The sequence below is a fragment of the Polaromonas sp. P2_G11 genome, assembly GCF_056403595.1.
In genome coordinates, this window is the sequence record NZ_JBFUFE010000006.1 from 147595 (window position 1) to 171977 (window position 24383).

A 24383-nucleotide genomic window follows, 5' to 3' on the forward strand; every position below is an offset into this window, starting at 1 on the left:
TTACAGCGAAATTCCTGTGCGCTCCAGAATGTCGCTGACCAGTTCCAGCCGCATCAAGGGGTTGTCCAGTTGCATCAGGCGCTGCTTTAATTCCAGCGGCATCGGCAACAGTTCGCACCAGCGGTTGGCGACCCATCCGCAGTCGTTCAGCCTGTAGGGCGCCAGTAGCGGCATTTGTGCTTGCGGCACCTCGCGTTCCTGCAGGCTTGTAATCAGCTTGCCCAGGGCATTGGCCGTGGCCTGCAGGTCAACCGGAATTTCCACCGGTTGGTCGTCTTCCAGCCGGGTGACATCGGCAATCCACAGGCCATGCCTGAGTTTTTCGCGGCGGGTGATTTCAAAGCGCTGCGCACCGGTGCAGCGTATGGCCATCAGGCCCGGTTGCGGGCTGGAGAACTCGGTAATGGTGGCCAGGGTGCCGATGGTGCTGAAGGCCTCGTTCGCAAAGCCGTCGCCCGTGGGGGTGCCTGCATCGGCGGGCCGGCGTACCTCGGAGCCTTCGGTGAGTGAAACAACGCCGAAAGGCGCACCCGCCTTGTGGCATTTACCGATCATGTCGAGGTAACGGACCTCAAAGATGCGCAGCGGCAACACGCCGCCGGGGTACAGCACCGCGCCCAGCGGGAACAGGGGAAGGGAGGTCAGTGTCAGGGCTTCTGGCATGGTCTCATCGTGCTTTGGAGTGCCGTGAACCACATCATCCCATGTGACCCGCGCGGTGAATTTTTCGTGCGGCTGATACGCCTTTTATGCCTTGGGACTTATGCCTTGCTTCCGGGAATTGCCGGCCTCTCAGCTGACGGCATCGGCTGGCTGGCGCAGCAGCATGGCCAGGGAGTTGGCCACGGTCTTGCGCAGTTCCCTGCGGTCGCAGATCAAATCGACTGCGCCCTTGGTTTGCAAAAACTCGGCGCGCTGAAAGCCTTCAGGCAGCGTGACGCGCACGGTGGACTCAATGACGCGCGGGCCGGCAAAGCCGATCAGGGCCTTGGGCTCGGCGATCACGATGTCGCCCACGAAGGCAAAGCCGGCGCTCACACCGCCCATGGTCGGGTCGGTCAACACGCTGATGTAGGGCAGGCCTTTTTTGGCCAGGCGGGTCAGCGATGCATTGGTTTTGGCCATTTGCATCAGGCTTAGCAGGCCTTCCTGCATGCGTGCGCCGCCGGTGGCGGTAAAGCAGATGAAAGGCACTTTTTGCTCGATAGCGGCGTGCACGCCGCGCACAAAGCGCTCGCCCACCACGCTGCCCATGCTGCCGCCCATGAAATCAAACTCAAAGCAGGCGACCACCACGCCGATGCTGTGAACGGCGCCGCCCATCACCACCAGGGCGTCGGTTTCCTGGGTGTTTTCCAGGGCTTCTTTCAGGCGTTCGGGGTATTTGCGGCTGTCCTTGAACTTGAGGGCGTCGACGGGCAGCACTTCCTGGCCCAGTTCATAACGGCCTTCCGGGTCCAGAAAGGCGTCCAGCCGGGCGCGCGCGCCTATGCGGTGGTGGTGACTGCACTGCGGGCAGACGTTCTGGTTTTTTTCCAGGTCGGTTTTGTAGAGCACGGCTTCGCAACTCGGGCACTTGATCCACAGGCCCTCGGGCACACTTCGACGCTCGGTCGGATCGGTGGGGCTGATTTTTGGGGGAAGAAGTTTTTCTAACCAAGACATTGGGTAAGTCCTTAGGGTGTCGAGCGGGATCCAGACGCATTTGCCGGGCGAAAAGCGCAATTATGCGCCGGGTTTCGCCCATTAAAAGTCAGTCCAAAGCAGTACGGATTTCCTTCAAAAAGTCCCTGGCAACGATTGCCACCTTGTCACGCGGCTGGTTTTCAATCAGCTGGATGATCTTGCTGCCGATCACCACCGCGTCGGCCACCTTGCCGATGGCCTTGGCCGTGGCGGCGTCGCGAATGCCGAAGCCCACGCCCACGGGTACGTTCACATGCTTGCGGATGCGCGGCAGCATGGCCTCCACGGCGTCCACGTCCAGCGTGCCGGCGCCCGTCACGCCCTTGAGCGAGACATAGTAGACATAGCCGCTGGCGACTTGCGCCACCTGGGCCATGCGGGCGTCCGTGCTGGTGGGGGCCAGCAAAAAGATCAGGTCCATGCCGTGGGCGCGCAGCCGGGCGGCAAATTCCACGCATTCTTCGGGTGGGTAATCGACGATGAGTACGCCGTCCACGCCGGCCGCGGCAGCGTCGCGGATGAAGGCGCTTTCGGTTTTGCTGCCGCCGTGTTTGATGTCGTAGCGTTCGACCGGGTTGGCGTAGCCCATCAGAACGACGGGGGTGGCGCTGTCTTTGGTGCGGAACTGGCGCACCATCTCCAGCACCTGCGCCAGGCCGATGCCCAGGGACAAGGCTTTTTCACCCGCCTTCTGGATGACAGGGCCGTCGGCGCTGGGGTCGGAAAAGGGCACGCCCAGCTCGATCACGTTGGCGCCGCCGGCCACCATGCTGTGCATCAGCTCGGGGGTAACGTCGGCAAAGGGAAAGCCCGCCGTGACGTAAGGGATCAAGGCCTTGCGGCCCTGGCTTTTCAGTGTGGAGAAGGTGGTGGCAATGCGGCTCATGATTGCACCCCGCTGCCCTTGGCGCCGCTGGCATCGAACGAAGCCGCGGTTGTCGCACCACCCTTGACAGAGAAGCCCCGCATCGAAGGCCGGTCGTAAAACTCCGCGCCCGAAAGGTCGGCTACCGTGCCGATGTCCTTGTCGCCCCGGCCTGAGAGATTGACGAGCAGGCTCTGGTCTGGGCGCATGGTGCGAGCCATCTTCATTGCGCAGGCCACGGCATGGCTGGATTCAAGCGCCGGAATGATGCCCTCGGTGCGACACAGGTAGTGAAAAGCTTCCAGCGCCTCGGTGTCGGTGATGCCGACGTATTCGGCACGGCCGATGTCTTTGAGGAATGCGTGCTCGGGGCCGACGCCGGGGTAGTCGAGGCCCGCGCTGATGCTGTGCGTTTCGGTCACCTGGCCGTCGTCGTTTTGCAGCACATAGGTGCGGTTGCCGTGCAGCACGCCGGGCAGGCCACGCTGCAGCGACGCGGAGTGCTTGCCGCTGTCCAGGCCTTCACCTGCGGCCTCGACGCCGATCAAGCGGGTTTTGGCGTGCTGGATATAGGGATGGAAGATGCCCATGGCGTTGCTGCCGCCGCCCACGCAGGCGATCACTGCGTCGGGTTGCTTCGTGCCGATGAACTCCGGCATCTGCTGCAGGCATTCGGTGCCGATCACGCTCTGGAAGTCGCGGACCATCATGGGGTAGGGGTGGGGGCCTGCCACGGTGCCAATGATGTAGAAGGTGTTGTCCACGTTGGCGACCCAGTCGCGCATGGCTTCGTTGAGCGCGTCTTTCAGCGTCTTGCTGCCGCTTTCGACCGGCACCACGGTGGCGCCCAGGAGGTTCATGCGGTAGACATTAGGGCTTTGGCGCTTGACATCTTCGCTGCCCATGTAGACCACGCATTCCAGGCCGTAGCGGGCGCAGATGGTGGCCGTGGCCACGCCGTGCTGACCGGCGCCGGTTTCAGCAATCACGCGCGGCTTGCCCATGCGGCGCGCCAGCATGGCCTGGCCTATGGTGTTGTTGATCTTGTGCGCGCCGGTGTGGTTCAGGTCTTCGCGCTTGAGGTAAATCTGCGCGCCGCCTTGTTCACGGCTCATGCGTGCGGCGTGGTAAATCGGAGAGGGGCGGCCTACGAAATGCGCCAGCTCGGAATGGAATTCGGCGAGGAACTCCGGGTCGTGCTGGTATTTGGCGTAGGCGTCTTTGAGCTCATTGATGGCGTGCGTCAGGGTTTCTGAAACAAAACTGCCGCCGTAAATTCCGAAATGGCCTGAAACGTCAGGCTGGTGGTACTCGTACATGGTTAAGACTCTTTGCAAGTAGTTCGTCGGCGGCGCGAACGGCCGCTACAAACTGGTTGATCTTGTAGGCGCTTTTGATTCCCTTGGAAATCTCGACGCCCGAACTGACATCAACGGCCAGCGTTGTGCAACGCGGCCTGACTTGCAAAATGCCATCGATCACGTTTGCAGGCGTCAATCCACCAGACAAAACGAGGTGAGCGCTGACGTTTGGAGGAAGAAGTGACCAATTGAATGTTTTCCCGCCGCCACCATAACCTTCGACATGAGCGTCGAGCAGGATGGCTTGTGCGGCCTTGAAGTCTTGTGCGTATTTTACGAGATCAAAGCCGCCGGAGGTTCCAGGCGTGCTTTCAGTGGTTTTTTCACCAAGTGGAATGCGTGCGGCGCGCATGAACGGGCGCCCGGCCTCCAGGCAGATCTCGGGTGTTTCGTCACCATGAAATTGTAGTAAAGCCATTGGTAGGCCTGCGCAAGCAGCTATGATTTTTGTAGCGGGGGCATTGACGAAAAGCAGCACCGGCGTCACGAAAGGAGGCAGGCGGCGAGCCAGTCCGGCGGCGCGTTCGGCTGTCACATGGCGCGGGCTGGCTTCGTACATCACAAACCCGATTGCATCGGCTCCGGCAGCCACGGCCGCGTCCACGTCTTCCTCGCGGGTGAGGCCGCAGATCTTGATTCGGGTGCGGGTGGCGGGCGTCATGGAAGCCAATCATAGGCCGCTGTGCGACTTGGGAGGCCATAGTGGTCTTCATAGACCGGTCCCAAGAAGTACAACCCATCGGGTGAAAAAGTGGGCGCGGCTGCGTCGCGGCTGCGCGCATCCCTTACCTCGGCCAGCCAGCCTGGCGGGTAGTTGCCCTGGCCGACAGCCACCAGGCAGCCCATGATGTTGCGAATCATGTGGTGCAAAAAGGCGTTGGCCTCGAACTCGAAGCGCCAGTATTTGGAGCCCGTACCGGCACGCTCGGAGATGTCGATCCGGCTGATCGTTTTGACGGGGGACTTGGCCTGGCACTGCGCGGCCCGGAAAGAGCTGAAATCGTGCTCGCCAATGAGGTGCGTGACAGCCTGTCGCATCGCAGTGCCATCCAGTGGCCGGTACACCCAGCCGACACGCCCGGCTTCCACGCTGGGCCGCACTGGTGATTCCAGCACGACGTAGGCGTACCTGCGTGCGATGGCGCTACCGCGGCAATGGAATTCGTCGGGGACCTCGCGTGCCCATTGCACCGCGATGTCACCGGGTAAAAAGGTGTTGGTGCCGCGCACCCATGAGGCAATGTCGCGCTGCAGCGGCGTGTCAAAGTGCACGACCTGCATCAGCGCATGCACGCCAGCGTCGGTGCGCCCGCAGCAGAGGGTACGAATCGGCTGGGCGGCAAACTTGGCCAAGGCCAGCTCCAGCTTGTCTTGCACGGTATTGCCCGAGAGCTGGCTTTGCCAGCCCTCGTAGGCACTTCCGCTGTAGCTGATGCCGAGGGCAATCCTCACGGTTGAACCCCGGCCGGTGCGCAGTGAACGCGGTGCGTTCAGGCTGCGCTCACGCCAAGGCGTTCAGGAACGCCTGCGCCTTGACTTTCAACGGGCCACTGGCTTCTGCCAGCACTTCTTCGGCCAGCGAGCGGGCACCGTCGGTGTCACCCAGCGAGCGGAACTCTTCGGCCAGCATGAACTTGGTTTCAAGCGGGTCATCCGACGAAGAAGATACTTCAAACTCAGGAGCGGGACTCTCCGTTGTTGGGCCATTCAGGTCAAGTGAAAGCGAGCCCAGGTCGAATTCCAGCATGCCGCTGTCGGCTACTGCCGGGGCCGGGGCCGGGGCCGGAGCGGCCTTGACCGGCGGAACCGGTTTGGCTGGCGGGACGAACGGCTCGGGTTCAAAGTTCAGGCCTTCGGACAGAAAGGAAATCTCGGGTGCCGCTTCGGCGGGTTTGGCCGCAGCAGGTGCCGGTGGCTTGGCCGCAGGCATGGCAACCGTTGCGCTGCTGAAATCCATGTTCAGGGCGGCGGGTTCCGGTTTCCTGACGACGGGCGGGGCAACTGGTTTTGGTGCAACGGGTGCCGATATTGCCGCAGGGGTCGTGGCTGTATCAGGCTCATCACCGAGTGAGAAATCCAGGTCAAGATCAACGTCCACGGCCGGTGTTGGCGCAGGGACATTGACCGGTTGAGCCACCATGGCCACGGTACCGCCCGGGCTGAACGCCGAGGTCCCGGCGGCGGAGGCTGTGCCGGCGGGCTGTCCGCCAGGCTGGTACATCGGGTTCGAAGGGTCGAGCTCGCGGCCCATCTCGGTGATGTACGCCCATTCCGGGCCATTGCCGTGGGTCAGATTGAAGGCTTCGATGGCGACAGTTTCAAATGCCTTGCTGTCGCGGCGTTTTGCATAGATTTCCATCAGCTTGGCGTGAATTGCCACGCGCATGGGGCTGGTGCGCATCGCCTCCTTGAGGATTTCTTCAGCTTGCAGGTCGCGTCCATATGCCAGGTACACATCGGCTTCGGCTACGGGGTCTACGTCGCCAGCGGCGTCCAATTGACTGGGCGAATACACCAGGGACGAGCCCGTGGCGTTGCCTTCATTCGTGTCAATTCTTTGGCCGCCGCTGGCGCCGAAAAAAGAATCGGGCTGCAACCTGCTTTCAAGGAAAGAGCTGTCAACCTGGGCCCCACCGGCGCGCTGGCGGTACCGGTAAAAACCGAATCCGGCGAGCAACGCGACCAGAAGGCCTACGCCCGGCAATACCAGGGGGTTTTCCAGCAGTTCGTCGAGCAGGCTGGGTTCAGGTGGCGGCGGAGGCGGCGCAACAACCGGTTTTTTGGGTGCTGCCGGAGCGGCTGCCACCGGTGCGACGGGTTCGCTGGCCGCGGGGGCTGGTTGTGAAGCCGCTGCAAGCGGCTCGGCGCTTGCAGCCGTGGCTGAGGCTGCAGAGGCGGGTGCCATGGGAACCGCAGGCGTCGTGCCCGCAACTGCTGCGCTGGCCGGCTGTGTGGCTGTCACCGCTGCCTTGGTGGATGCCGATGCGGCGATGGAAGGCGCCGAAGCTGCCGGAGCCGCCGCAGGTGTGGGGACTGTAACGCTGGACGGAACTGGAACAGCCACACCTGGCGTTTTGGCTGCGCTGGCTGCGGGTGCCGCTGCCGGACCGCTTCCGAGTTTGTTGAGCTCGTTGATATTTTTGGACAGCTCCGCGACCCGTGTCGAGGCTTCTTTGGCTTGCCGTTCCTTGGCAATCTTTTCTTCGGCGGCTGTCGCTGCCTTGCCCTTGACGGCTCCCTTGGACAGGGTGAGCTTGTCGGGGGTGGTGCTGGCAGGCGCCCGGTCTTCCACCTTGGCCTCCACCTTGCCGCCGGCCTGGCGGTCGGCACCGGCTACCTGTGCCGCTGGCACGCCTTCTGCGAGTTTTCGGCGGAAAGTGTTGAAGTCCTTGCTTTGCGCGACGATGGTCTGGGTAGCTTCGCCGGGGGAGACGGCGCCGGCCGATTCGGCGGTCGGGATGTCCAGCACGGCGCCGGACTTGATGCGGTTGACATTGCCGCCGATGAAGGCATCCGGGTTGCTTCGGAGCAAGGCGACCAGCATCTGGTCCAGTGAAATGCTGGACGGCTTGTTCTGGGCAGCGATTTTGCCTGCGGTGTCACCGGATTTGACGGTGACCTGTGTGTCGCCGGCGGGGGCTTTTTCCGCCTTTGCCGCAGGTGCCTTGGCTACGGGGGCGGGCCTGGTGGCACTGGAGCCGGGGCCTGACGGGGAATAGGGGATGGACGCAATGCCTTTGGAGGGCGGCGCGGCATTGGGCGAACCGGGGCGCGACAGCACAGGTGCAGTTGGCGCAACTGCTGTGCCGCTACTGCCGGACCGCAGTGCCGGCGGGTCAAACAGCATGGTGTAGTCGCGTGTAATTCGCCCGTTCGACCAATTGGCCTCCAGGATGAGGTCCACGAAAGGCTCGGTAACGGGGCGGTTGCTGCTCAATCGCAGGAAAGACCGTCCGTCCGTCCGACGTTGCAGGCTGACTTCGACACCGGTGACCACCGTGCCGTATTCCATGCCTGCTGCCTTGAAGGCTTCTGCCGGTGCAACACCGGCCCGAAGGCTGGCTGCTTCATCGGGCTTGAGGTCCGTGATCTCGATTTCGGCGCGAAGGGGTTCACCCAGCGCCGATTGAACGGTGATCCGGCCCAGCGCAAGCGCATGGGCTTCAAGACTTGCCAGGCTGCCCAGCAATGCAATGGCACTCGCCAGGGCGCCAATACGCCAACGACCGCGTTTATTCATGGGGTTGGGAGCCTCCAGTGCTCGGTCTGCATGTAACTTTATTCTGCTTAAGCGCACAAAAACCTCGATGCGAATTTTCGAAAAACAACCTTAACATCAAGGCATTAGGCTGACAAGCTAAGACACCACTTAAGTTTTGACACATCGAGTTAGCATCAACTTACATGTTCAGGATGTTGTCAGACGACAACGCACGGAAACAAGTGGTTACGGATGAGTGGCCGCATGTTGGCAACCGCTCACCCCGAATTATTTACCCCTGAAGCAGTATACGAAGCATGCGGCGCAGCGGTTCGGCCGCACCCCAGAGCAACTGATCGCCCACGGTGAAAGCACCGAGGTAGTCGGGGCCCATGGCCAGTTTGCGCAGGCGACCCACCGGAATCTGCATGGTGCCCGTCACGGCGACGGGTGTGAGGTCCTTGATCGAGGCCTCACGCGTGTTGGGCACAACTTTGACCCACTGGTTGTCTGCGGCGATCATGGCCTCGATATCGGCCAACGGCACGTCCTTCTTCAGCTTGAAGGTCAGGGCCTGACTGTGGCAGCGCATCGCGCCTATGCGCACGCAGAAGCCGTCGACCGGCGTTTCAGCCGTGCCGAAACCAGCACCCTGGCCCAGGATCTTGTTGGTTTCCGCGCCGCCCTTCCATTCTTCCTTGCTCATGCCGTTACCCAGGTCCTTGTCGATCCAGGGAATGAGGGAGCCACCCAGCGGCACGCCGAAATTGGCCGTCTCATCGCTATTCAGTGATTGCTGTTTGGCCAGCACGCGGCGGTCGATTTCCAGGATGGCTGATTTGGGATCGTCCAGCAAGGCGCGGACTTCGCTATTGAGCGTGCCATATTGGGTCAGCAGCTCGCGCATGTGCTGGGCGCCGCCGCCGGACGCCGCCTGGTAGGTCATGCTGGTCATCCATTCGACCAGGCCCGCCTTGTACAGCGCGCCCACGCCCATCAGCATGCAGCTCACCGTGCAGTTGCCGCCAATCCAGTTCCTGCCGCCCTTGGCCATGGCGTTCTGGATGACGGGCAGGTTAACCGGATCCAGGATGATGATGGCATCGTCGTTCATGCGCAGCGTAGAGGCTGCGTCAATCCAGTGGCCCGTCCAGCCGGCCGCGCGCAGCTTGGGGAAGACTTCAGTGGTGTAGTCGCCGCCTTGGGCCGTGATGATGATGTCGCACTTCTTCAGCGCTTCAATGTCAAAGGCGTTCTTCAGGGTAGTTTCGTTTTTGGCCTGAGCGGGGGCTTTGCCGCCGGCGTTCGAGGTCGAGAAGAAAACCGGCTCGATCAGGTCGAAGTCGCCTTCGGCCTGCATGCGGTCGATCAGGACCGAACCGACCATGCCGCGCCAGCCGACGAGTCCCGTGAGATTGCCTTTGAGTTTCATTGTGTTGCCCTTCAAAAAGTCAAAAATAAGGCTTTTTGGCCCGGCTCATCGAGCCGGCAGGGCACGACGAACCAGGCTTGCTAGCCTTTAATGGTGGTCGTTTTGGTGATCTGGGCAAAAACCGGCGCAGCGCTGATCGCGCGCGAAGCGGCGATAAAGCGGGTGAGTGCGGGGGTTTTGCGCATGGTGTTAATTGTAGCCAGGCTTGGCTTTATCGGGGCTGACAGCCGCCTCAAATCCGTTTTTTGCCCTTGGTTTGAGGCGATTTGCGGTAAAAAAACGTCAGACCAAGGCTTTGACGACCGCATCACCCATCTGCACCGTGCCGACCTTCGTCGTGCCTTCGCTGTAGATGTCAGGCGTGCGCAGGCCCTGGCTCAACACGGCGTCCACGGCTTTTTCGATGCGGGCGGCGGCTTCGGGCTGGTTCAGGCTGAAGCGCAGCATCATGGCCGCGCTCAGGATGGTGGCCAGCGGATTGGCCACGCCCTTGCCGGCGATGTCGGGTGCGCTGCCGTGGCTGGGCTCGTACAGGCCCTGGTTTTTGTCGTTCAGGCTGGCCGAAGGCAGCATGCCGATGGAGCCGGTCAGCATGGCGGCGGCGTCGCTCAGGATGTCGCCGAACATGTTGCCGGTGACCACCACGTCAAACTTCTTGGGCGCCTTCACCAGCTGCATGGCGGCGTTGTCCACATACATGTGGTCCAGCGCGACGTCGGGATACTGCTTGCCGACTTCGGTGACCACGTCTTTCCAGAGCTGGAAGGTTTCCAGCACGTTGGCCTTGTCGACGCTGGTGACGCGCTTGTCACGCTTGCGGGCGGCCTGGAAGGCCACGTGGGCGATGCGTTCGATCTCGGGGCGCGAATAGCGCATCGTGTCAAAGGCCTCTTCCGAGCCGGGGAAATGCCCGTCGGGTGAGACGCGCCGGCCTCGGGGCTGGCCGAAGTAGATGTCGCCGGTCAGTTCGCGGATGATCAGGATGTCCAGGCCGGACACCAGCTCACGCTTGAGGCTGGAGGCGTCCACCAGCTGTGCATAGCAAATGGCGGGGCGGAAGTTGGCAAAGAGGCCAAGGTTCTTGCGCAGGCCCAGGATGGCTTGCTCGGGGCGCAGCGGACGATCCAGCGTGTCATATTTCCAGTCACCCACAGCGCCGAACAGCACGGCATCGGCTTCCTTGGCCAGTTTCAGCGTACTTTCGGGCAGTGGATGGCCATGGGCCTCATAGGCGGCGCCGCCGACCAATGCGCTTTCGGTTTCAAACTTCAGGTCGAGCGCCTTCAAGACCTTGACGGCTTCCGCGACGATTTCGGTGCCGATGCCGTCACCAGGGAGGATTGCGATTTTCATGGGATTAATCCAGGATTTCAGAAAAACTGGCCGGGCAAAAGTAATTGCTGCCCGGCACAGGGATGGGGGTTGAACTGGTAGTGTCGTTGACCACGATGGTGCAACGCTTGTCTTTCCAGATCAGGTCGGCAGTGTATTTTTTCTGCGGATCGGCGACGAAGCGGACAGCTACCGGTCCACACTTTGACTTGTAGGTTATGTTGTTCGCAAAATGCTGCTCCTGCGCATAGGCGCGAATCTGCACCGGGCCAGCTTGCGGAAGTACTTCAACAATGTCTTTGCGTTCGCGGCCGGCGTAGGTCCGGCTGGCTTCTATGGTGTTCAGAGCCACACCTACATCCTTGAAGCCTTCGCATGACGCGCTTTGTGGGCTCACACCAAATCGCGCTGTGCCATTCGAGAAGGAGCGCAGCCGAAGCGTCGCGGCATTCGCAGGGGCGTTCTTTTCGATGGCTGCCAGCTGGGTTTGGTCGCGATTGACCGCTTCCATCGTCGAGCAGCCCGTCAGGCCGGTCAGCAGGGCAACCACCAGTCCTGCCATGCGCGAGTGCGCCATCATCCTGCCACCGTGTGGTTCAGCCAGGGCTTGGTTGCCAGGCGCTCGGCTTCAAAGGCCTTGATCTTGTCGCTCTGGCGCAAGGTCAGGCCAATGTCGTCCAGGCCGTTGAGCAGGCAGTACTTGCGGAAAGCCTGCACGTCGAAAGGCAGCTCCTCGCCCTGCGGCTTGACGATCACTTGCCGTTCCAGGTCGACCGTGAGCTGGTAGCCGGGGAAGGCCAGCGCTTCGTCGAACAGCTGCGCCACCTGCGCCTCGGGCAGCACAATGGGCAGCAGGCCGTTCTTGAAGCTGTTGTTGAAGAAGATGTCGGCGTAGCTCGGCGCGATGATCGCGCGAAAGCCATATTGGTCCAGCGCCCAGGGCGCGTGTTCACGCGAGGAGCCGCAGCCGAAGTTCTTGCGCGCCAGCAGGATGGAGGCGCCCGCGTAGCGTGGCTGGTTCAGCACGAAGTCGGGGTTGGGCTTGCGGCTGGCCGGGTCCTGGCCGGGAAAGCCCGCGTCCAGGTAGCGCCATTCGTCAAACAGGTTGGGGCCAAAGCCTGTCTTGCGGATGGACTTGAGGAACTGCTTGGGGATGATGGCGTCGGTGTCGACGTTCTCGCGGTCCATCGGGGCGACCAGGCCCTTGTGTACGGTGAATTTCTGCATGGGATTCTCTCCTTCACTCTATCGAAATAGTTTCTTGCCAAGAAACACCGCGGAACCGGCTTTGCCGGGCCGCAGGTGTTGCCCCCTTGAGGGGGTTCCGGCTACACGAAGTGAGCCGAGACAGGGGTGTCACACAAACTTTCTGATGTCAACAAAGTGGCCGTGCACGGCGGCCGCGGCGGCCATCGCCGGGCTCACCAGGTGCGTACGGCCACCAGCGCCTTGTCGGCCTTCAAAATTGCGGTTGCTGGTGGATGCGCAGCGTTCGCCCGGCTCCAGCCGGTCGGCGTTCATGGCCAGGCACATCGAGCAGCCAGGCTCACGCCATTCAAAGCCGGCGGCCACAAAAATCTTGTCCAGCCCTTCGCGCTCGGCCTGTTCCTTGACCAGGCCTGAGCCCGGAACGACCAGCGCAAGCTTGACGTTCTTGGCAACCTTCTGGCCGATCTTCTTGATGACGGCGGCTGCCTCGCGCATGTCCTCGATGCGGCTGTTGGTGCAGGAACCGATGAACACCTTGTCGATGTACAGGTCGTTCAGCGCCTTGCCGGGCTCCAGGCCCATGTACTTCAACGCGCGTTCGATGGCATCGCGCTTGTTGGCGTCTTTTTCCTTGTCGGGGTCGGGCACGCGGTCGTCAATCGACAGCACCATTTCGGGCGAAGTGCCCCAGGTGACTTGCGGCAGGATCTGGCTGGCGTCGAGCTCGACCACGGCGTCGAACTTCGCGTCGGCATCCGAGTGCAGCGTGTTCCAGTATTTGGCGGCCATGTCCCATTCGACGCCGGTGGGCGAGAGCAAGCGGCCTTTGACGTAATCAATGGTTTTCTGGTCTACCGCCACCAGGCCAGCGCGCGCGCCGGCTTCAATCGCCATGTTGCAGACCGTCATGCGGCCTTCCATGCTGAGCGCACGAATCGCCGAGCCGGCAAATTCAATCGTGTAACCCGTGCCGCCAGCCGTGCCGATCTTGCCGATGATGGCGAGCACGATGTCCTTGCCCGTCAAGCCTGGGGCCAGCTTGCCTTCGACCTTCACGAGCATGTTCTTGGCTTTTTTGGCCAGCAGGGTTTGCGTCGCCATCACGTGCTCGACTTCGCTGGTGCCGATGCCATGTGCCAGCGCGCCGAAAGCGCCGTGGGTGGAGGTGTGCGAGTCGCCGCAGACGACCGTCATGCCGGGCAGCGTGGCGCCGCTTTCGGGGCCGATGACATGCACGATGCCCTGGCGTTTGGAGAGGAAGGGGAAGAAGGCGGCCGCGCCGAATTCCTTGATGTTGCTGTCCAGCGTGGTGATCTGTTCCTTGCTCACCAGGTCGGTGATGCCGTCGTAGCCCAACTCCCAGCCGGTGGTCGGCGTGTTGTGGTCGGCCGTGGCGACGATGGAGCTGATGCGCCAGACCTTGCGGCCGGCCTCGCGCAGGCCTTCAAAGGCCTGCGGGCTGGTGACTTCGTGCACCAGGTGGCGGTCGATGTAGAGGATGGCCGTGCCGTCGTCTTCGGTATGAACGACGTGCTCGTCCCAGATTTTGTCGTAGAGGGTGCGTCCCATGGGTTTCCTTCGTGATCTCTCGTTATCGTCTGTCGTGGGGGTGATTTTAGGCCGCTGCACTCGCAGCCATGGCTGCGGTTTTGGCAGCTTGGGCCGCGTTGGTGTGTGGTGCGGCGGGCTGTGTGAGGTGTTCCACCAGCAGCCGCGCCGTCAGGGGCAGGGTGGAAAAGTCACGCGCTACCAGCTGGATCTGGCGCTCGGCCCAGGCGTCGAGCAGGGGAAGGGACTCGAGCTCACCGACGCCGTGCATGAGTTCAAAGGCGCGCTGCGGCATCACGCCGACGCCCAGGCCGTTGTGGATCATGCGACACATTGCGTCCAGGCCGGTGACATGGATGCGCAGCTTGATGGTGCGGCCCAGTCGGGCGGCCGCTTCGCGCATGGCCAGGTAAATCGAACTGTTGGAGTGCAGTCCGACCTGGTCGTAGTCCAGTGCTGCTTCAAATTTGATAGCGCCTTGCGTACACAGGGCGTGGCCCCTGGGCACAATCAATACCAATTTATCGGTGCGGTAGGGCAGTACCTGCAGGTCACCCGCGCCGTCGGCAGTATTGCAGATGCCCAGATCGGCCGCGCCTTCCTGCACCGCGCGGACCACCTCGGTGCTCAGATGCTCTTCCAGGTCGATCTTGATGCCCGAATGCTCGCGGGTGAAGGCGCCCAGGTCTTCCGGCAAAAACTGCACGATGGCCGAGATGCTGGCGTGCACGCGCACATGGCCGCGCACGCCGTCGGCGTATTCGCTGAGCTCGCTCTGCATTTTCTCGAGGCTGAACAGCACCGAGCGCGCATGGTGGAGCAGGCTTTCGCCGGCGGGCGTCAGGTCAACACCGCGGGTGTGGCGGTACAGCAGCGGCGTGTCCAGCGTGATTTCGAGGTCGGAGAGGCGTTTGCTCACGGCTGAGGCGGCAATGAATTCGCGCTCGGCCGCCTTGCCGATGCTGCCGAGCTCGCACACAGCCACAAAGAGCTGAAGCGAGGTCAGATCAATGCGGCGGGCAAAGTTGCGTTCGGAGCTTTTCATGGCGTGGGCGTGACGTCATCGTGTTAGACGATGGTGAAACGCTATTTTGCTACCATGATTGGTGTTTTGTCATCGCAATGCACGATGCCCTGCTTGCCAATAGGCGTTTTCAGCCTGGGCCACCAAAATTTTTGATTTTTTAAGGCTCTAGCCCAATAACGACGGGCGCAAGCAGCTATCAAAAACGTAGCAGACAGCCGCGGGGCCTGCGGAACCTTGAGATGCGCCGCAGGGCTTTGGGGCATGAAAAAGCCCGCCGATGTTGCCAAGGGCGGGCTTTATGTCAACGCGTTGGCAGCTTAGCGCTTGGCCAGCGGCAACACCTGACGTGTCGTGGAGCCGGTGAACAACTGGCGTGGACGGCCGATCTTGTACTCGGGGTCGCCGATCATTTCATTGAGCTGGGCGATCCAGCCGACGGTACGGGCCAGCGCGAAGATGGCCGTGAACAGTGGCACCGGGATGCCGATGGCGCGCTGCACAATGCCGGAGTAGAAGTCGACATTGGGGTAGAGCTTGCGCGACACGAAGTATTCGTCTTCCAGGGCGATTTTTTCCAGCGCCATGGCGAGCTTGAACAGCGGATCGTTTTCCAGGCCCATTTCCTTGAGCACTTCCTTGCAGGTTTCCTGCATCAGCTTGGCGCGCGGGTCGTAGTTCTTGTAGACGCGGTGGCCAAAACCCATCAGCTTGACGCCGGAGTTCTTGTCCTTGACCTGCTTGATGAAGTCACCGATTTTCTCGATGCCGCCGGCTTTCTGGATGTCGCCCAGCATGTTGAGTGCCGCTTCGTTGGCGCCGCCGTGTGCCGGGCCCCAGAGGCAAGCCACGCCAGCGGCAATCGCTGCAAACGGGTTGGTGCCGGACGAGCCGCACAGGCGCACGGTGGAGGTCGAAGCGTTTTGCTCGTGGTCTGCATGCAGGATGAAGATGCGGTCCAGCGCGCGTTCAAGCACGGGGTTGACCTTGTACTCTTCGCACGGCGTGGCGAACATCATGTGCAGGAAGTTGCCGGCGTAGCTCAGGTTGTTCTTGGGGTACATGTAGGGCTGGCCCACGGTGTACTTGTAAGCCATGGCGACCAGCGTCGGCATCTTGGCGATCAGGCGGATGGCAGAGATGTCGCGGTGCTCGGGATTGGTGATGTCGGTGCTGTCATGGTAGAAGGCCGACAGGGCGCCGACCAGGCCGGTCATGATGGCCATCGGGTGCGCGTCACGGCGGAAGCCGCGCAGGAAAAACTGCATCTGCTCGTTGACCATGGTGTGGTTGGTCACGCGGCTGACGAAATCTTTCTTCTGCTCGACATTCGGCAACTCGCCGTACAGCAACAGGTTGCAGGTTTCCATGTAGTCGCAGTTGGTGGCCAGCTGCTCGATGGGGTAGCCGCGGTACAGCAACTCGCCCTTGTCGCCGTCGATGTAGGTGATGGCGGACTGGCAGGACGCGGTCGACAGGAAACCGGGGTCATAGGTGAACATGCCGGTCTGGGCATACAGCTTGCGGATATCAACGACGTCCGGACCAACGCTGCCCTGGTAGACCGGCAACTCGATGCTGGGGCTGCCGTTGCTGAAGGACAGGGTGGCTTTGTTGTCAGCTAGCTTCATTTCGTGCTTCTTTCTTTCGTATCAGTGTCAATGGAGGACGGACGCGTAATCGGGGGCCGGCGCTGCGGGCTGCAGCAACTTTAAAACTTCATGGGCTTCAGAAGTAGAGGCACTTGCCTTGGCCGCTTCATCGGGCAGCTGGCCGGCAACTTTTCGTTTTAACAGCAGGTCCAGCAAATCGTTGTCGGACAAATCCATTAAATCATTTAACCCTTTAGCCTGCCTGACGGTTAGCGTCGCTTCGTGCGCCAAAAAGAAGCGCTCAATCAGCAAATCGTTTTCCAGCAGGCCGCGCCGGCAACGCCACTTGAGCTTGCTCAGGGCACGCTCGTCGAGCAGGGCGTCGGCGGTTTCCATATCGTTCAGGCCGTAGAGGTTTCGCCGCCGGGCCGCCCCAAGGCGAAACACGCCCCCTCGGGAGGCAGCGTAGTACGCGAAGCGACAAGCGTGGGGGCCATATTGGTCACACTGTCCGCAAAACCATCATTTCCTTGATCTTGCCAATCGCCTTGGTCGGGTTCAGGCCCTTGGGGCAGACGTCGACGCAATTCATGATGGTGTGGCAGCGGAACAGGCGGTACGGGTCTTCCAGATTGTCCAGGCGCTCGGCGGTGGCTTCGTCTCTGGAGTCGGCGATGAAGCGGTAGGCCTGCAGCAGGCCGGCCGGGCCGACAAACTTGTCGGGGTTCCACCAGAAGCTGGGACAGGAGGTGGAGCAGCTGGCGCACAAAATGCACTCGTAGAGGCCGTTGAGCTCATCACGCTCTTCGGGACTCTGCAGGCGCTCTTTTTCGGGCGGCACGTTGTCGTTGATCAGGTAGGGCTTGATCGAGTTGTACTGCTTGAAGAACTGCGTCATGTCGACGATCAGGTCGCGCACCACAGGCAGGCCGGGCAAGGGCTTGAGGATGATGACCTCAGGCAGCGTGCGCATGTTGGTCAGGCACGCCAGGCCGTTCTTGCCGTTGATGTTCATGGCGTCGGAGCCACACACACCTTCGCGGCACGAGCGGCGAAAGCTGATGGTCGGATCCTGCGCCTTCAGCTTCATCAACGCGTCCAGCAGCATGCGCTCGTGGCCGTCGAGCTCCACCTCGATGGTCTGCATGTAGGGCTTGGCATCGGTGTCCGGGTCGTAGCGGTAGATCTTGAAGGTGCGTTTGGTCATGGGGTTCTCGCTTCTTGTAGGGTCGCAGGGCGTCAGAGCAATAGGGGCTACGTCTTCAGAAAGTACGCGTCTTGAGCGGAACCGAATCGACCGTCAGGGGTTTCATCTGCACCGGCTTGTAAGCCAGGCGGCTGCCTTCGCTGTACCAGAGCGTGTGCTTGTGCCAGTCGGTGTCGTTGCGGCCGTTCGGGTGCGCGGGCGTGTCGCCGTAATCGTCGACGGAGTGCGCACCGCGGCTTTCCTGGCGGGCCGCGGCGGACACGATGGTGGCCTGCGCTGCTTCGATCAGGTTTTCCACTTCCAGCGCTTCGATGCGCGCGGTGTTGAAAATCTTCGACTTGTCCTTCAGTCCGATGCTGTTGACGCGGGCACGCAGCGCGGCAATTTTCGTCACGCCTTCGTTCATGATGGCCTGTGTGCGGAACACGCCGGCATGCTGCTGCATGGCGGCGCGCAGGTCGTTGGCCACGTCTTGCGCGTATTCGCCGTCGGTCGCGTTGTCCAGGCGCGCGATGCGGGCCAGGGTCTTGTCGGCGGCATCCGCCGGCAGCGGCTTGTGCGTGGTGGTCTTGGCGAACTCGACGATGTGGTTGCCGGCGGCCTTGCCGAACACCAGCAGGTCGAGCAGCGAGTTGGTGCCCAGGCGGTTGGCACCGTGCACGCTGACGCAGGAACATTCGCCCACCGCATACAGGCCGTTGACCACCTGGCTCTGGTTGTTGGCGTCCTGCGTGACAACCTGGCCATGGATGTTGGTCGGGATGCCGCCCATCTGGTAGTGGATGGTGGGCACCACGGGAATAGGTTCCTTGGTGATGTCGACGTTGGCGAAGTTGTGGCCGATCTCGAACACCGAGGGCAGGCGCTTCATGATGGCGTCCACGCCCAGATGGGTCATGTCCAGCAGGATGTAGTCCTTGTTGGGGCCGCAGCCGCGGCCTTCCTTGATTTCCTGGTCCATGGAGCGCGAGACGAAGTCGCGCGGCGCGAGGTCTTTCAGCGTGGGCGCATAACGCTCCATGAAACGCTCGCCATTGCTGTTGCGCAGAATCGCTCCTTCGCCGCGGCAGCCTTCGGTCAGCAGCACGCCGGCGCCGGCCACGCCGGTCGGGTGGAACTGCCAGAATTCCATGTCTTCCAGCGGGATGCCGGCACGCGCTGCCATGCCCAGGCCGTCGCCAGTGTTGATGAAGGCGTTCGTTGACGCGGCAAAAATGCGCCCTGCGCCGCCGGTGGCCAACAGCGTGGTCTTGGCTTCAAAAATGTGGACGTCGCCGGTTTCCATTTCGAGGGCGGTCACGCCCACGACGTCACCGGCGGAGTCGCGGATCAGGTCCAGCGCCATCCACTCGACGAAAAAGCTGGTTTTTTCCTTGACGTTTTGCTGGTACAGCGTGTGCAGCATGGCGTGGCCGGTGCGGTCGGCCGCGGCGCAGGCGCGCTGCACGGGTTTTTCACCGTAGTTGGCGGTGTGGCCGCCGAAGGGGCGCTGGTAAATCGTGCCGTCGGGGTTGCGGTCGAAAGGCATGCCCATATGCTCGAGGTCGTACACGACCTTGGGCGCTTCGCGGCACATGTATTCGATGGCGTCCTGGTCGCCGAGCCAGTCGGAGCCCTTGACGGTGTCATAGAAGTGGTAGTGCCAGTTGTCTTCGCTCATGTTGCCGAGCGATGCGCCGATGCCGCCCTGGGCTGCAACGGTGTGCGAGCGGGTGGGGAACACTTTGGAAAGCACGGCCACGTTGAGGCCGGCGCGCGCCAGCTGCAGCGATGCGCGCATGCCGGAGCCGCCGGCACCGACGATGACGACGTCAAATTTGCGCTTGGGGAGTTTGGATGTTGCTGTCATGATTTTGTGGGGTGTCGGTCTTCTTGTCGGGTCTGTGGGGTCAGCGGCGGCTTAAACGCGCCACAGCACCTGAATGCCCCAGCCGGCGCAGGCCACCAGCCAGACGATCGTGAAAACATTCAAAACGAGTTTGATGGAGGCTGGCTTGATGTAGTCCATCCAGATGTCGCGCATGCCGACCCACACGTGCAACAGTAGGGCAACGATGACCACAAACGTCAGCGTCTTCATCCACTGGGACGAGAAGATGCCGGCCCACTTGTCGTAGCCGATGGGGCCTTTGCTGAAGATGACCTGGGCCAGGACCAGCACGGTGAAGAGGGCCATCAGGGCGGCCGTGACGCGCTGCGCGAGCCAGTCGCGCAAACCATAGTGGGCACCGACAACGATGCGTTTGGAGCCGTAGTTAACTGCCATTTTTGTGCTCCTTGATTAATACGCGCCGAAAAGCTTGAGTGCCAGCACGAATGAGATGCCTACGCTCACAGCCAGCGTGAAGAGGGCGGACGACTTGCCGAACTCCTTGCTGACGGCGGCGTGACTCACGTCCATCCACAAATGGCGCAGGCCGGCGATGAAGTGGTGCAGGTAAGCCCAGATGAGGGCCAGCGCCACCAGCTTCCAGATGATGCCGGGAAGGCCCAGCATGCCGACGTTGAAGGCTGCCTTGAATTTCTCGAAGGAGATTTCCGAAGAGATCGAGGTGTCGAACATCCAGATGATGAAGGGCATCAGCAAAAACATGATGAACCCGCTGATACGGTGAAGGATGGAGACAATGCCCGCGAGGGGGAGGCGATAGGAGTGGAGATCGGTCAGGGCGTTGATGTTGCGGAACTCGGGCCGCTTCTTCGCTACGGTTGTCGCTGATTCGGACATACTTGGCTTTCTGTGTTTTTGAGTAACGGCTTTGTAACTGCCAAAGCGGCTCAACCCGAAATTCTATTGCAATGCAGCAACAATCCCGGCTGCTTCGGGTGATGGCCGGAAATTTTTGTCGGGAAAAGCGCGTTTGCGGGCGCGACAGTTCGCAATTGCTGCGCGAAGGTCGTCGTAACTGACATGACGATTACAAATCACCCCATCCGGACGGCAATCCAGCGGCGCGCATATGCCGCTGCTGACGCTTCGTTGGTGTCATGGCTTGAAGGGTCTTCATCGTCCGTCATGTTGTTATGGGTTGCACCGCCGGGCTCTCGCGGCCATGCCGCGGCAGGTTTGCCTGGCAGGGTTTTCTGTTTCCCTTGAGCCTGCTGCCGCTGTTCAGTTCAGGGTGTTGTGATAGTGATGTGTGTCGGTGCGGTAGTAGCCGCGGCGCAGCTCCATGGGGGCATCGTTGTAGGTGTAGGCGATGCGCTCCACGCTCAAAAGCGGCGCTCCGTGCTCTACTTTTAATAGCAGCTCGCGCCCGTCGGTGGCTGCTTCGGCGCGTATTTTCTCTTCGGCGCGAACCATCCGAACGTTGAATTCGGTCTCAAACAGCGCATACATGGGGCCGTGGTAGTCAGCCAGCCGCTCGGCCGTCAGGCCCTTGAAGGGCGCGGCGGGAAGCCAGATGTCTTCAAGAATGGTGGGTGTGCCGGCAAAGCTCAGCACGCGTCGGGCCTGCAGCACGGCGTCCCCGGTGCGCAAGGCCAGCGTGCGTGCAATCTCGGCGCTGGCGCGCACGCGCCGGCAGTCGATGATGTCGCGTTGGGCCGGACCTTCGCTGCCCGGTGTGCCACTGTCGGGGACCAGCTTGAGAAAGCGGAACTGGACATGTTGCTCGGCGTGGGTTGCAACAAAGGTGCCCTTGCCCTGGCGGCGCACCACCAGGTTGTCGGTGGCCAGCTCGTCGATGGCTTTACGCACAGTGCCCTGGCTGACGCGGTAGCGCGCTGCCAGGTCCATCTCGGAAGGTATGGCTTCGCCTGGTTTCCATTCGCCTGATTGCAGGCTTTGCAGGATCAGGGCCTTGATCTGCTGGTACAGCGGACTGAACGCCGGCGTGGCACCTGCAAAATCATCGGCGGGTAGGGCGGGAGTGGCGTTCATGGGTGGATTCTGGCTGGCCGTATCATATCTTATATAAGACATAAGACAAATTGACGCCCGCTGCTTTTCAAGCGTAAAATCTTTGGCTGAGCCAGCGCGCGGCCTGCCGTTTTGCGATGATTTTGACGGGTAAAAGCATAAGACCCGTTAGTAATCACTTCCAGATATTCCAGGGTCGCGCCAGACATCTCACGCTACATCCCTCATTCAACCGAATTTCAACTTCCTGGAGTCCTCCTATCATGAGCAAAAAACCCGTCCGCGTTGCAGTCACCGGTGCAGCAGGCCAAATCGGTTACGCATTGTTGTTCCGCATTGCTTCCGGCGAAATGCTCGGCAAGGACCAGCCCGTCATTCTTCAATTGCTCGAAGTGCCCGTTGAAGGCCCGCAGAAAGCGCTCAAGGGCGTGATGATGGAACTCGACGACTGCGCGTTCCCGCTGCTGGTCGGCATGGAAGCCCACAGCGACCCGATGACCGCCTTCAAGGATGCCGACTACGCGCTGCTGGTCGGTTCGCGCCCACGCGGCCCCGGCATGGAACGTGCCGAGCTGCTGGCTGTCAATGGCGCCATCTTCACGGCCCAGGGCAAAGCGCTCAACGCAGTCGCCAGCCGCAACGTCAAGGTGCTGGTGGTCGGCAACCCCGCCAACACCAATGCCTACATCGCCATGAAGAGCGCCCCTGACCTGCCGCGCAAGAACTTCACCGCCATGCTGCGCCTGGATCACAACCGCGCCGCCAGCCAGATCGCCGCCAAGACCGGCAAGGCCGTGGCCGACATTGAAAAGCTCACCGTCTGGGGCAACCATTCGCCCACGATGTACGCTGACTACCGCTTTGCCACCATCAAGGGCGAAAGCGTCGCCAAGATGATCAACGACCAGGAATGGAATGCCAACGTGTTCCTGCCTACCGTCGGCAAGCGCGGCGCCGCCATCATTGAAGCGCGCGGCCTGTCGTCGGCCGCATCGGCCGCCAACGCCGCCATCGACCACATGCGCGACTGGGCCCTGGGCACCAACGGCAAGTGGGTCACCATGGGTATCCCGTCCGATGGCCAGTACGGCATCCCGAAAGACATCATGTTCGGCTTCCCCGTGACCTGCGAAAACGGCGAATACAAACTGGTCGAAGGCCTGGAAATCGACGCGTTCAGCCAGGAACGCATCACCAAGACCCTGGACGAGCTTAAGGGTGAGCAAGACGGCGTCAAGCACCTGCTCTGAGCAATTAATGAGCGATGTGCGCCGCGCAGGGCCACCCCAAGCAAGCACGGCCCCCTCCGGGGGCAGCGTAGTACACGAAGTGACAAGCGTGGGGGCTCGCCAACATCCGCGCGACGTTCTGCTGGGTGCCCAGGCACAAGCCGGGTTTCTTCCGGTTTGTGATCACTACAGCGGTGTTGAAGCCCGCATGCGCAAAAGCCTGCAGCTGCAGGCCGAAATGATCGAGGAGTTCGGCGCCTGCGTGTTTGACGTGACGCTGGATTGCGAAGACGGCGCACCCGTGGGCGGCGAAGCCGACCATGCCGCGATGGTCGTGGCGCTGGCGGCCCTGGCCAGCGACAAGGCACGCGTCGCGGTGCGCATCCATTCGGTGGACCACCCCGCCTTTGAGGCCGACATGGCTGTCATTGCCGGGAAGCTGTCCCGCCATCTCTCACACATCATGGTCCCCAAGGTGGAATCGGTTGCCGATGTGGTCAGGGCCGAGCAGGCTCTGCTCGCAGCATCGGCCGGCGGCCTGCCGCTGCACGTGCTGATCGAATCCCCACTCGCGGTGCGAAACGCTTTCGACATTGCTGCTCATCCGCGCGTGCAGTCGTTGAGTTTTGGCCTGATGGATTTTGTCTCGGCGCATGGCGGCGCGATTCCCGCCGACGGCATGAGCAGCCGCGGCCAGTTCACGCATCCCCTGGTGATGCGCGCCAAGCTCGAAATCGCGTCGGCTTGCCATGCCCACGGCAAAGTGCCGTCACATTGTGTTGTCACAGAGTTCAATGACACTGAGGCCATGACTTCTGCCGCACGCCATGCCGCCCGTGAACTGGGCTACACCCGCATGTGGAGCATCCACCCCAACCAGATCCGGCCTATCCTGGCGGCTTTTGCGCCCACCGAGGGTGAGATTGAAAGTGCTACAAAAATAATAGCTGCTGCCGCACGTTCAGACTGGGCTCCCATCAGTTTTGAAGGCAAGCTGCACGACCGCGCGAGCTACCGCTACTTCTGGCAGGTTCTGGAGCGCGCGCACCAGACCGGCCGTGTCTTGCCGCACGAGGCGCAGGCATATTTTTCTGTCCCGCTTTACTGATTTCCCCGATTGACTGTTGACCGTTCCAAAGGACCCCCATGAAACATTTCGCTCTCTCTGCCCTGATGCTGGCCGCCCCCGCCCTGTTGCTGGCCCAGACGGCAGCCCCTAAAGCTGCCGCGCCCAAGGCTACCGCCGCAGCTGACCAGCCCGCCCAGGCCGCCAAGCGTGCACCGATCAGGCGCTCTGCCGCCAAGGTGGTGGAAGAAAGGACGCCCATTGACGATGACCTGTCTGTCACCTTGACCCCTGAAGACCTGGAGCTCGCCAAGCGGGTTTACATCGGCACGATTCCCTGCGAACTGGGTGCCTCCGTCACCATCACACCGAACGAAAAACGCCCGGGTTTCTTCCTGGTGCAGACGGGCAAGATGCGCTTTCGCATGCACCCGGTCGGAAGCCGCACCGGTGCCATCCGCCTGGAAGACGGCCGTGCAGGCGCCATGTGGCTCCAGTTGGGCAACAAGTCGATGCTGATGAGCCAGAAAATGGGCCAGCGCCTGGCTGACGAGTGCATGAGCCCGGCGCAGGTGACTTTTGCCGACGACATGAAGAAGAACCCCCCGACCAGCATTCTGGAGGCCTTGCCTGCCAAAGCTGCGCCAGCTCAGGCTGGCACGGGTTCTGCTCAGCCAGAAGCTGCCCCGGCCAAAGCCCCATAAAGCCCGATAAAGCCCAATACAGACACAGACCGCGACCGCACGCGCATCGACCGTGCAAATATTTG

Annotated in this window: 23 protein-coding genes; 3 read left to right on the forward strand and 20 right to left on the reverse strand. The window is 61.7% G+C overall.

What is annotated here, in order from left to right; genetic code table 11:
• The 20 genes from AC1DWQ_RS20775 to AC1DWQ_RS20870 all read right to left on the reverse strand — a co-directional run bounded on the left by AC1DWQ_RS20775 (position 1) and on the right by AC1DWQ_RS20870 (position 21340).
• The gene (locus tag AC1DWQ_RS20775; protein ID WP_477671341.1) at positions 1-663 is read right to left on the reverse strand and encodes an LON peptidase substrate-binding domain-containing protein; all 663 of its coding nucleotides are present in this window, start codon (positions 661-663) and stop codon (positions 1-3) included.
• Between the two features lie 129 nt (positions 664-792).
• Entirely contained in the window at positions 793-1665 is an 873-nt protein-coding gene (accD, locus tag AC1DWQ_RS20780; protein WP_457279350.1) for an acetyl-CoA carboxylase, carboxyltransferase subunit beta, read from the reverse strand.
• Between the two features lie 88 nt (positions 1666-1753).
• Complete coding sequence (trpA, locus tag AC1DWQ_RS20785; RefSeq protein WP_477671342.1) at positions 1754-2572, reverse strand: tryptophan synthase subunit alpha; 819 nt, start codon at positions 2570-2572, stop codon at positions 1754-1756.
• Positions 2569-3870: a tryptophan synthase subunit beta gene (gene trpB / locus AC1DWQ_RS20790; protein WP_477671343.1), complete on the reverse strand. Its 1302-nt coding sequence runs from the start codon at positions 3868-3870 to the stop codon at positions 2569-2571. The genes trpA and trpB overlap by 4 nt, the downstream gene beginning before the upstream one ends.
• A complete protein-coding gene (locus AC1DWQ_RS20795) occupies positions 3848-4573 on the reverse strand; it encodes a phosphoribosylanthranilate isomerase (RefSeq protein ID WP_477671344.1) in 726 nt (241 codons plus the stop codon). Before AC1DWQ_RS20795 ends, trpB begins: the two co-directional genes overlap by 23 nt.
• Positions 4570-5364 (reverse strand): tRNA pseudouridine(38-40) synthase TruA, encoded by a 795-nt coding sequence (gene truA, locus AC1DWQ_RS20800; protein WP_477671345.1) that lies wholly within the window; start codon positions 5362-5364, stop codon positions 4570-4572. Before truA ends, AC1DWQ_RS20795 begins: the two co-directional genes overlap by 4 nt.
• Positions 5365-5413: 49 nt before the next feature.
• Positions 5414-8152, reverse strand: coding sequence for a FimV/HubP family polar landmark protein (locus AC1DWQ_RS20805; protein WP_477671346.1), 2739 nt, complete (start codon positions 8150-8152; stop codon positions 5414-5416).
• A gap of 253 nt (positions 8153-8405) precedes the next feature.
• Positions 8406-9545, reverse strand: a complete 1140-nt coding sequence (asd, locus tag AC1DWQ_RS20810) for an aspartate-semialdehyde dehydrogenase (protein WP_477671347.1) — start codon at positions 9543-9545, stop codon at positions 8406-8408.
• A gap of 282 nt (positions 9546-9827) precedes the next feature.
• On the reverse strand, positions 9828-10898 hold the full coding sequence (leuB, locus tag AC1DWQ_RS20815) for a 3-isopropylmalate dehydrogenase (RefSeq protein ID WP_477671348.1): 1071 nt from the start codon (positions 10896-10898) through the stop codon (positions 9828-9830).
• A gap of 4 nt (positions 10899-10902) precedes the next feature.
• Positions 10903-11439, reverse strand: a complete 537-nt coding sequence (locus tag AC1DWQ_RS20820; RefSeq protein ID WP_477671349.1) for a hypothetical protein — start codon at positions 11437-11439, stop codon at positions 10903-10905.
• Between the two features lie 14 nt (positions 11440-11453).
• The gene (gene leuD / locus AC1DWQ_RS20825; RefSeq protein WP_477657140.1) at positions 11454-12104 is read right to left on the reverse strand and encodes a 3-isopropylmalate dehydratase small subunit; all 651 of its coding nucleotides are present in this window, start codon (positions 12102-12104) and stop codon (positions 11454-11456) included.
• Positions 12105-12233: 129 nt separating this feature from the next.
• Positions 12234-13655 carry a 3-isopropylmalate dehydratase large subunit gene (leuC, locus tag AC1DWQ_RS20830; protein WP_477671350.1) on the reverse strand — a complete coding sequence of 474 codons (1422 nt, stop codon included), beginning with the start codon at positions 13653-13655 and terminating at the stop codon, positions 12234-12236.
• A gap of 46 nt (positions 13656-13701) precedes the next feature.
• Positions 13702-14679, reverse strand: a complete 978-nt coding sequence (locus AC1DWQ_RS20835) for a LysR family transcriptional regulator (protein ID WP_477671351.1) — start codon at positions 14677-14679, stop codon at positions 13702-13704.
• 299 nt (positions 14680-14978) lie between these two features.
• Complete coding sequence (gltA, locus tag AC1DWQ_RS20840) at positions 14979-16289, reverse strand: citrate synthase (protein WP_477671352.1); 1311 nt, start codon at positions 16287-16289, stop codon at positions 14979-14981.
• 27 nt (positions 16290-16316) lie between these two features.
• A complete protein-coding gene (locus AC1DWQ_RS20845; RefSeq protein WP_477671353.1) occupies positions 16317-16646 on the reverse strand; it encodes an FAD assembly factor SdhE in 330 nt (109 codons plus the stop codon).
• A gap of 106 nt (positions 16647-16752) precedes the next feature.
• Positions 16753-17457, reverse strand: coding sequence for a succinate dehydrogenase iron-sulfur subunit (locus AC1DWQ_RS20850; RefSeq protein ID WP_122955671.1), 705 nt, complete (start codon positions 17455-17457; stop codon positions 16753-16755).
• Positions 17458-17512: 55 nt separating this feature from the next.
• Complete coding sequence (gene sdhA, locus AC1DWQ_RS20855) at positions 17513-19306, reverse strand: succinate dehydrogenase flavoprotein subunit (RefSeq protein WP_477671354.1); 1794 nt, start codon at positions 19304-19306, stop codon at positions 17513-17515.
• A 51-nt stretch (positions 19307-19357) separates the two neighbouring features.
• The gene (gene sdhD, locus AC1DWQ_RS20860) at positions 19358-19723 is read right to left on the reverse strand and encodes a succinate dehydrogenase, hydrophobic membrane anchor protein (RefSeq protein ID WP_477671355.1); all 366 of its coding nucleotides are present in this window, start codon (positions 19721-19723) and stop codon (positions 19358-19360) included.
• Positions 19724-19738: 15 nt separating this feature from the next.
• The gene (gene sdhC / locus AC1DWQ_RS20865; RefSeq protein ID WP_477671356.1) at positions 19739-20185 is read right to left on the reverse strand and encodes a succinate dehydrogenase, cytochrome b556 subunit; all 447 of its coding nucleotides are present in this window, start codon (positions 20183-20185) and stop codon (positions 19739-19741) included.
• Positions 20186-20569: 384 nt separating this feature from the next.
• Positions 20570-21340 carry a GntR family transcriptional regulator gene (locus tag AC1DWQ_RS20870; protein WP_477671357.1) on the reverse strand — a complete coding sequence of 257 codons (771 nt, stop codon included), beginning with the start codon at positions 21338-21340 and terminating at the stop codon, positions 20570-20572.
• Between the two features lie 242 nt (positions 21341-21582).
• Here AC1DWQ_RS20870 and AC1DWQ_RS20875 point away from each other — a divergent pair, with 242 nt between their 5' ends.
• From AC1DWQ_RS20875 to AC1DWQ_RS20885, 3 genes are all read left to right on the forward strand, one after another.
• A complete protein-coding gene (locus AC1DWQ_RS20875) occupies positions 21583-22569 on the forward strand; it encodes a malate dehydrogenase (protein WP_477649359.1) in 987 nt (328 codons plus the stop codon).
• 88 nt (positions 22570-22657) lie between these two features.
• The gene (locus AC1DWQ_RS20880) at positions 22658-23656 is read left to right on the forward strand and encodes an HpcH/HpaI aldolase/citrate lyase family protein (protein WP_477671358.1); all 999 of its coding nucleotides are present in this window, start codon (positions 22658-22660) and stop codon (positions 23654-23656) included.
• Positions 23657-23694: 38 nt separating this feature from the next.
• A complete protein-coding gene (locus AC1DWQ_RS20885; protein ID WP_477671359.1) occupies positions 23695-24318 on the forward strand; it encodes a hypothetical protein in 624 nt (207 codons plus the stop codon).
• The last annotated feature ends 65 nt before the right edge of the window (positions 24319-24383 follow it).

What these genes read in the sequence shown, in the direction of transcription:
- trpB (WP_477671343.1), bottom strand. Translation starts at nt 3,870, where the DNA reads ATGTACGAGTACCACCAGCCTGACGTTTCAGGCCATTTCGGAATTTAC.
- sdhD (WP_477671355.1), bottom strand. Translation starts at nt 19,723, where the DNA reads ATGGCAGTTAACTACGGCTCCAAACGCATCGTTGTCGGTGCCCACTAT.
- AC1DWQ_RS20870 (WP_477671357.1), bottom strand. Translation starts at nt 21,340, where the DNA reads ATGAACGCCACTCCCGCCCTACCCGCCGATGATTTTGCAGGTGCCACG.
- AC1DWQ_RS20820 (WP_477671349.1), bottom strand. Translation starts at nt 11,439, where the DNA reads ATGGCAGGACTGGTGGTTGCCCTGCTGACCGGCCTGACGGGCTGCTCG.
- asd (WP_477671347.1), bottom strand. Translation starts at nt 9,545, where the DNA reads ATGAAACTCAAAGGCAATCTCACGGGACTCGTCGGCTGGCGCGGCATG.
- AC1DWQ_RS20795 (WP_477671344.1), bottom strand. Translation starts at nt 4,573, where the DNA reads ATGACGCCCGCCACCCGCACCCGAATCAAGATCTGCGGCCTCACCCGC.
- leuC (WP_477671350.1), bottom strand. Translation starts at nt 13,655, where the DNA reads ATGGGACGCACCCTCTACGACAAAATCTGGGACGAGCACGTCGTTCAT.
- AC1DWQ_RS20875 (WP_477649359.1), top strand. Translation starts at nt 21,583, where the DNA reads ATGAGCAAAAAACCCGTCCGCGTTGCAGTCACCGGTGCAGCAGGCCAA.
- leuD (WP_477657140.1), bottom strand. Translation starts at nt 12,104, where the DNA reads ATGCAGAAATTCACCGTACACAAGGGCCTGGTCGCCCCGATGGACCGC.
- AC1DWQ_RS20850 (WP_122955671.1), bottom strand. Translation starts at nt 17,457, where the DNA reads ATGACCAAACGCACCTTCAAGATCTACCGCTACGACCCGGACACCGAT.
- AC1DWQ_RS20845 (WP_477671353.1), bottom strand. Translation starts at nt 16,646, where the DNA reads ATGGAAACCGCCGACGCCCTGCTCGACGAGCGTGCCCTGAGCAAGCTC.
- accD (WP_457279350.1), bottom strand. Translation starts at nt 1,665, where the DNA reads ATGTCTTGGTTAGAAAAACTTCTTCCCCCAAAAATCAGCCCCACCGAT.
- AC1DWQ_RS20775 (WP_477671341.1), bottom strand. Translation starts at nt 663, where the DNA reads ATGCCAGAAGCCCTGACACTGACCTCCCTTCCCCTGTTCCCGCTGGGC.
- trpA (WP_477671342.1), bottom strand. Translation starts at nt 2,572, where the DNA reads ATGAGCCGCATTGCCACCACCTTCTCCACACTGAAAAGCCAGGGCCGC.
- leuB (WP_477671348.1), bottom strand. Translation starts at nt 10,898, where the DNA reads ATGAAAATCGCAATCCTCCCTGGTGACGGCATCGGCACCGAAATCGTC.
- gltA (WP_477671352.1), bottom strand. Translation starts at nt 16,289, where the DNA reads ATGAAGCTAGCTGACAACAAAGCCACCCTGTCCTTCAGCAACGGCAGC.
- AC1DWQ_RS20805 (WP_477671346.1), bottom strand. Translation starts at nt 8,152, where the DNA reads ATGAATAAACGCGGTCGTTGGCGTATTGGCGCCCTGGCGAGTGCCATT.
- AC1DWQ_RS20835 (WP_477671351.1), bottom strand. Translation starts at nt 14,679, where the DNA reads ATGAAAAGCTCCGAACGCAACTTTGCCCGCCGCATTGATCTGACCTCG.
- AC1DWQ_RS20885 (WP_477671359.1), top strand. Translation starts at nt 23,695, where the DNA reads ATGAAACATTTCGCTCTCTCTGCCCTGATGCTGGCCGCCCCCGCCCTG.
- sdhA (WP_477671354.1), bottom strand. Translation starts at nt 19,306, where the DNA reads ATGACAGCAACATCCAAACTCCCCAAGCGCAAATTTGACGTCGTCATC.
- sdhC (WP_477671356.1), bottom strand. Translation starts at nt 20,185, where the DNA reads ATGTCCGAATCAGCGACAACCGTAGCGAAGAAGCGGCCCGAGTTCCGC.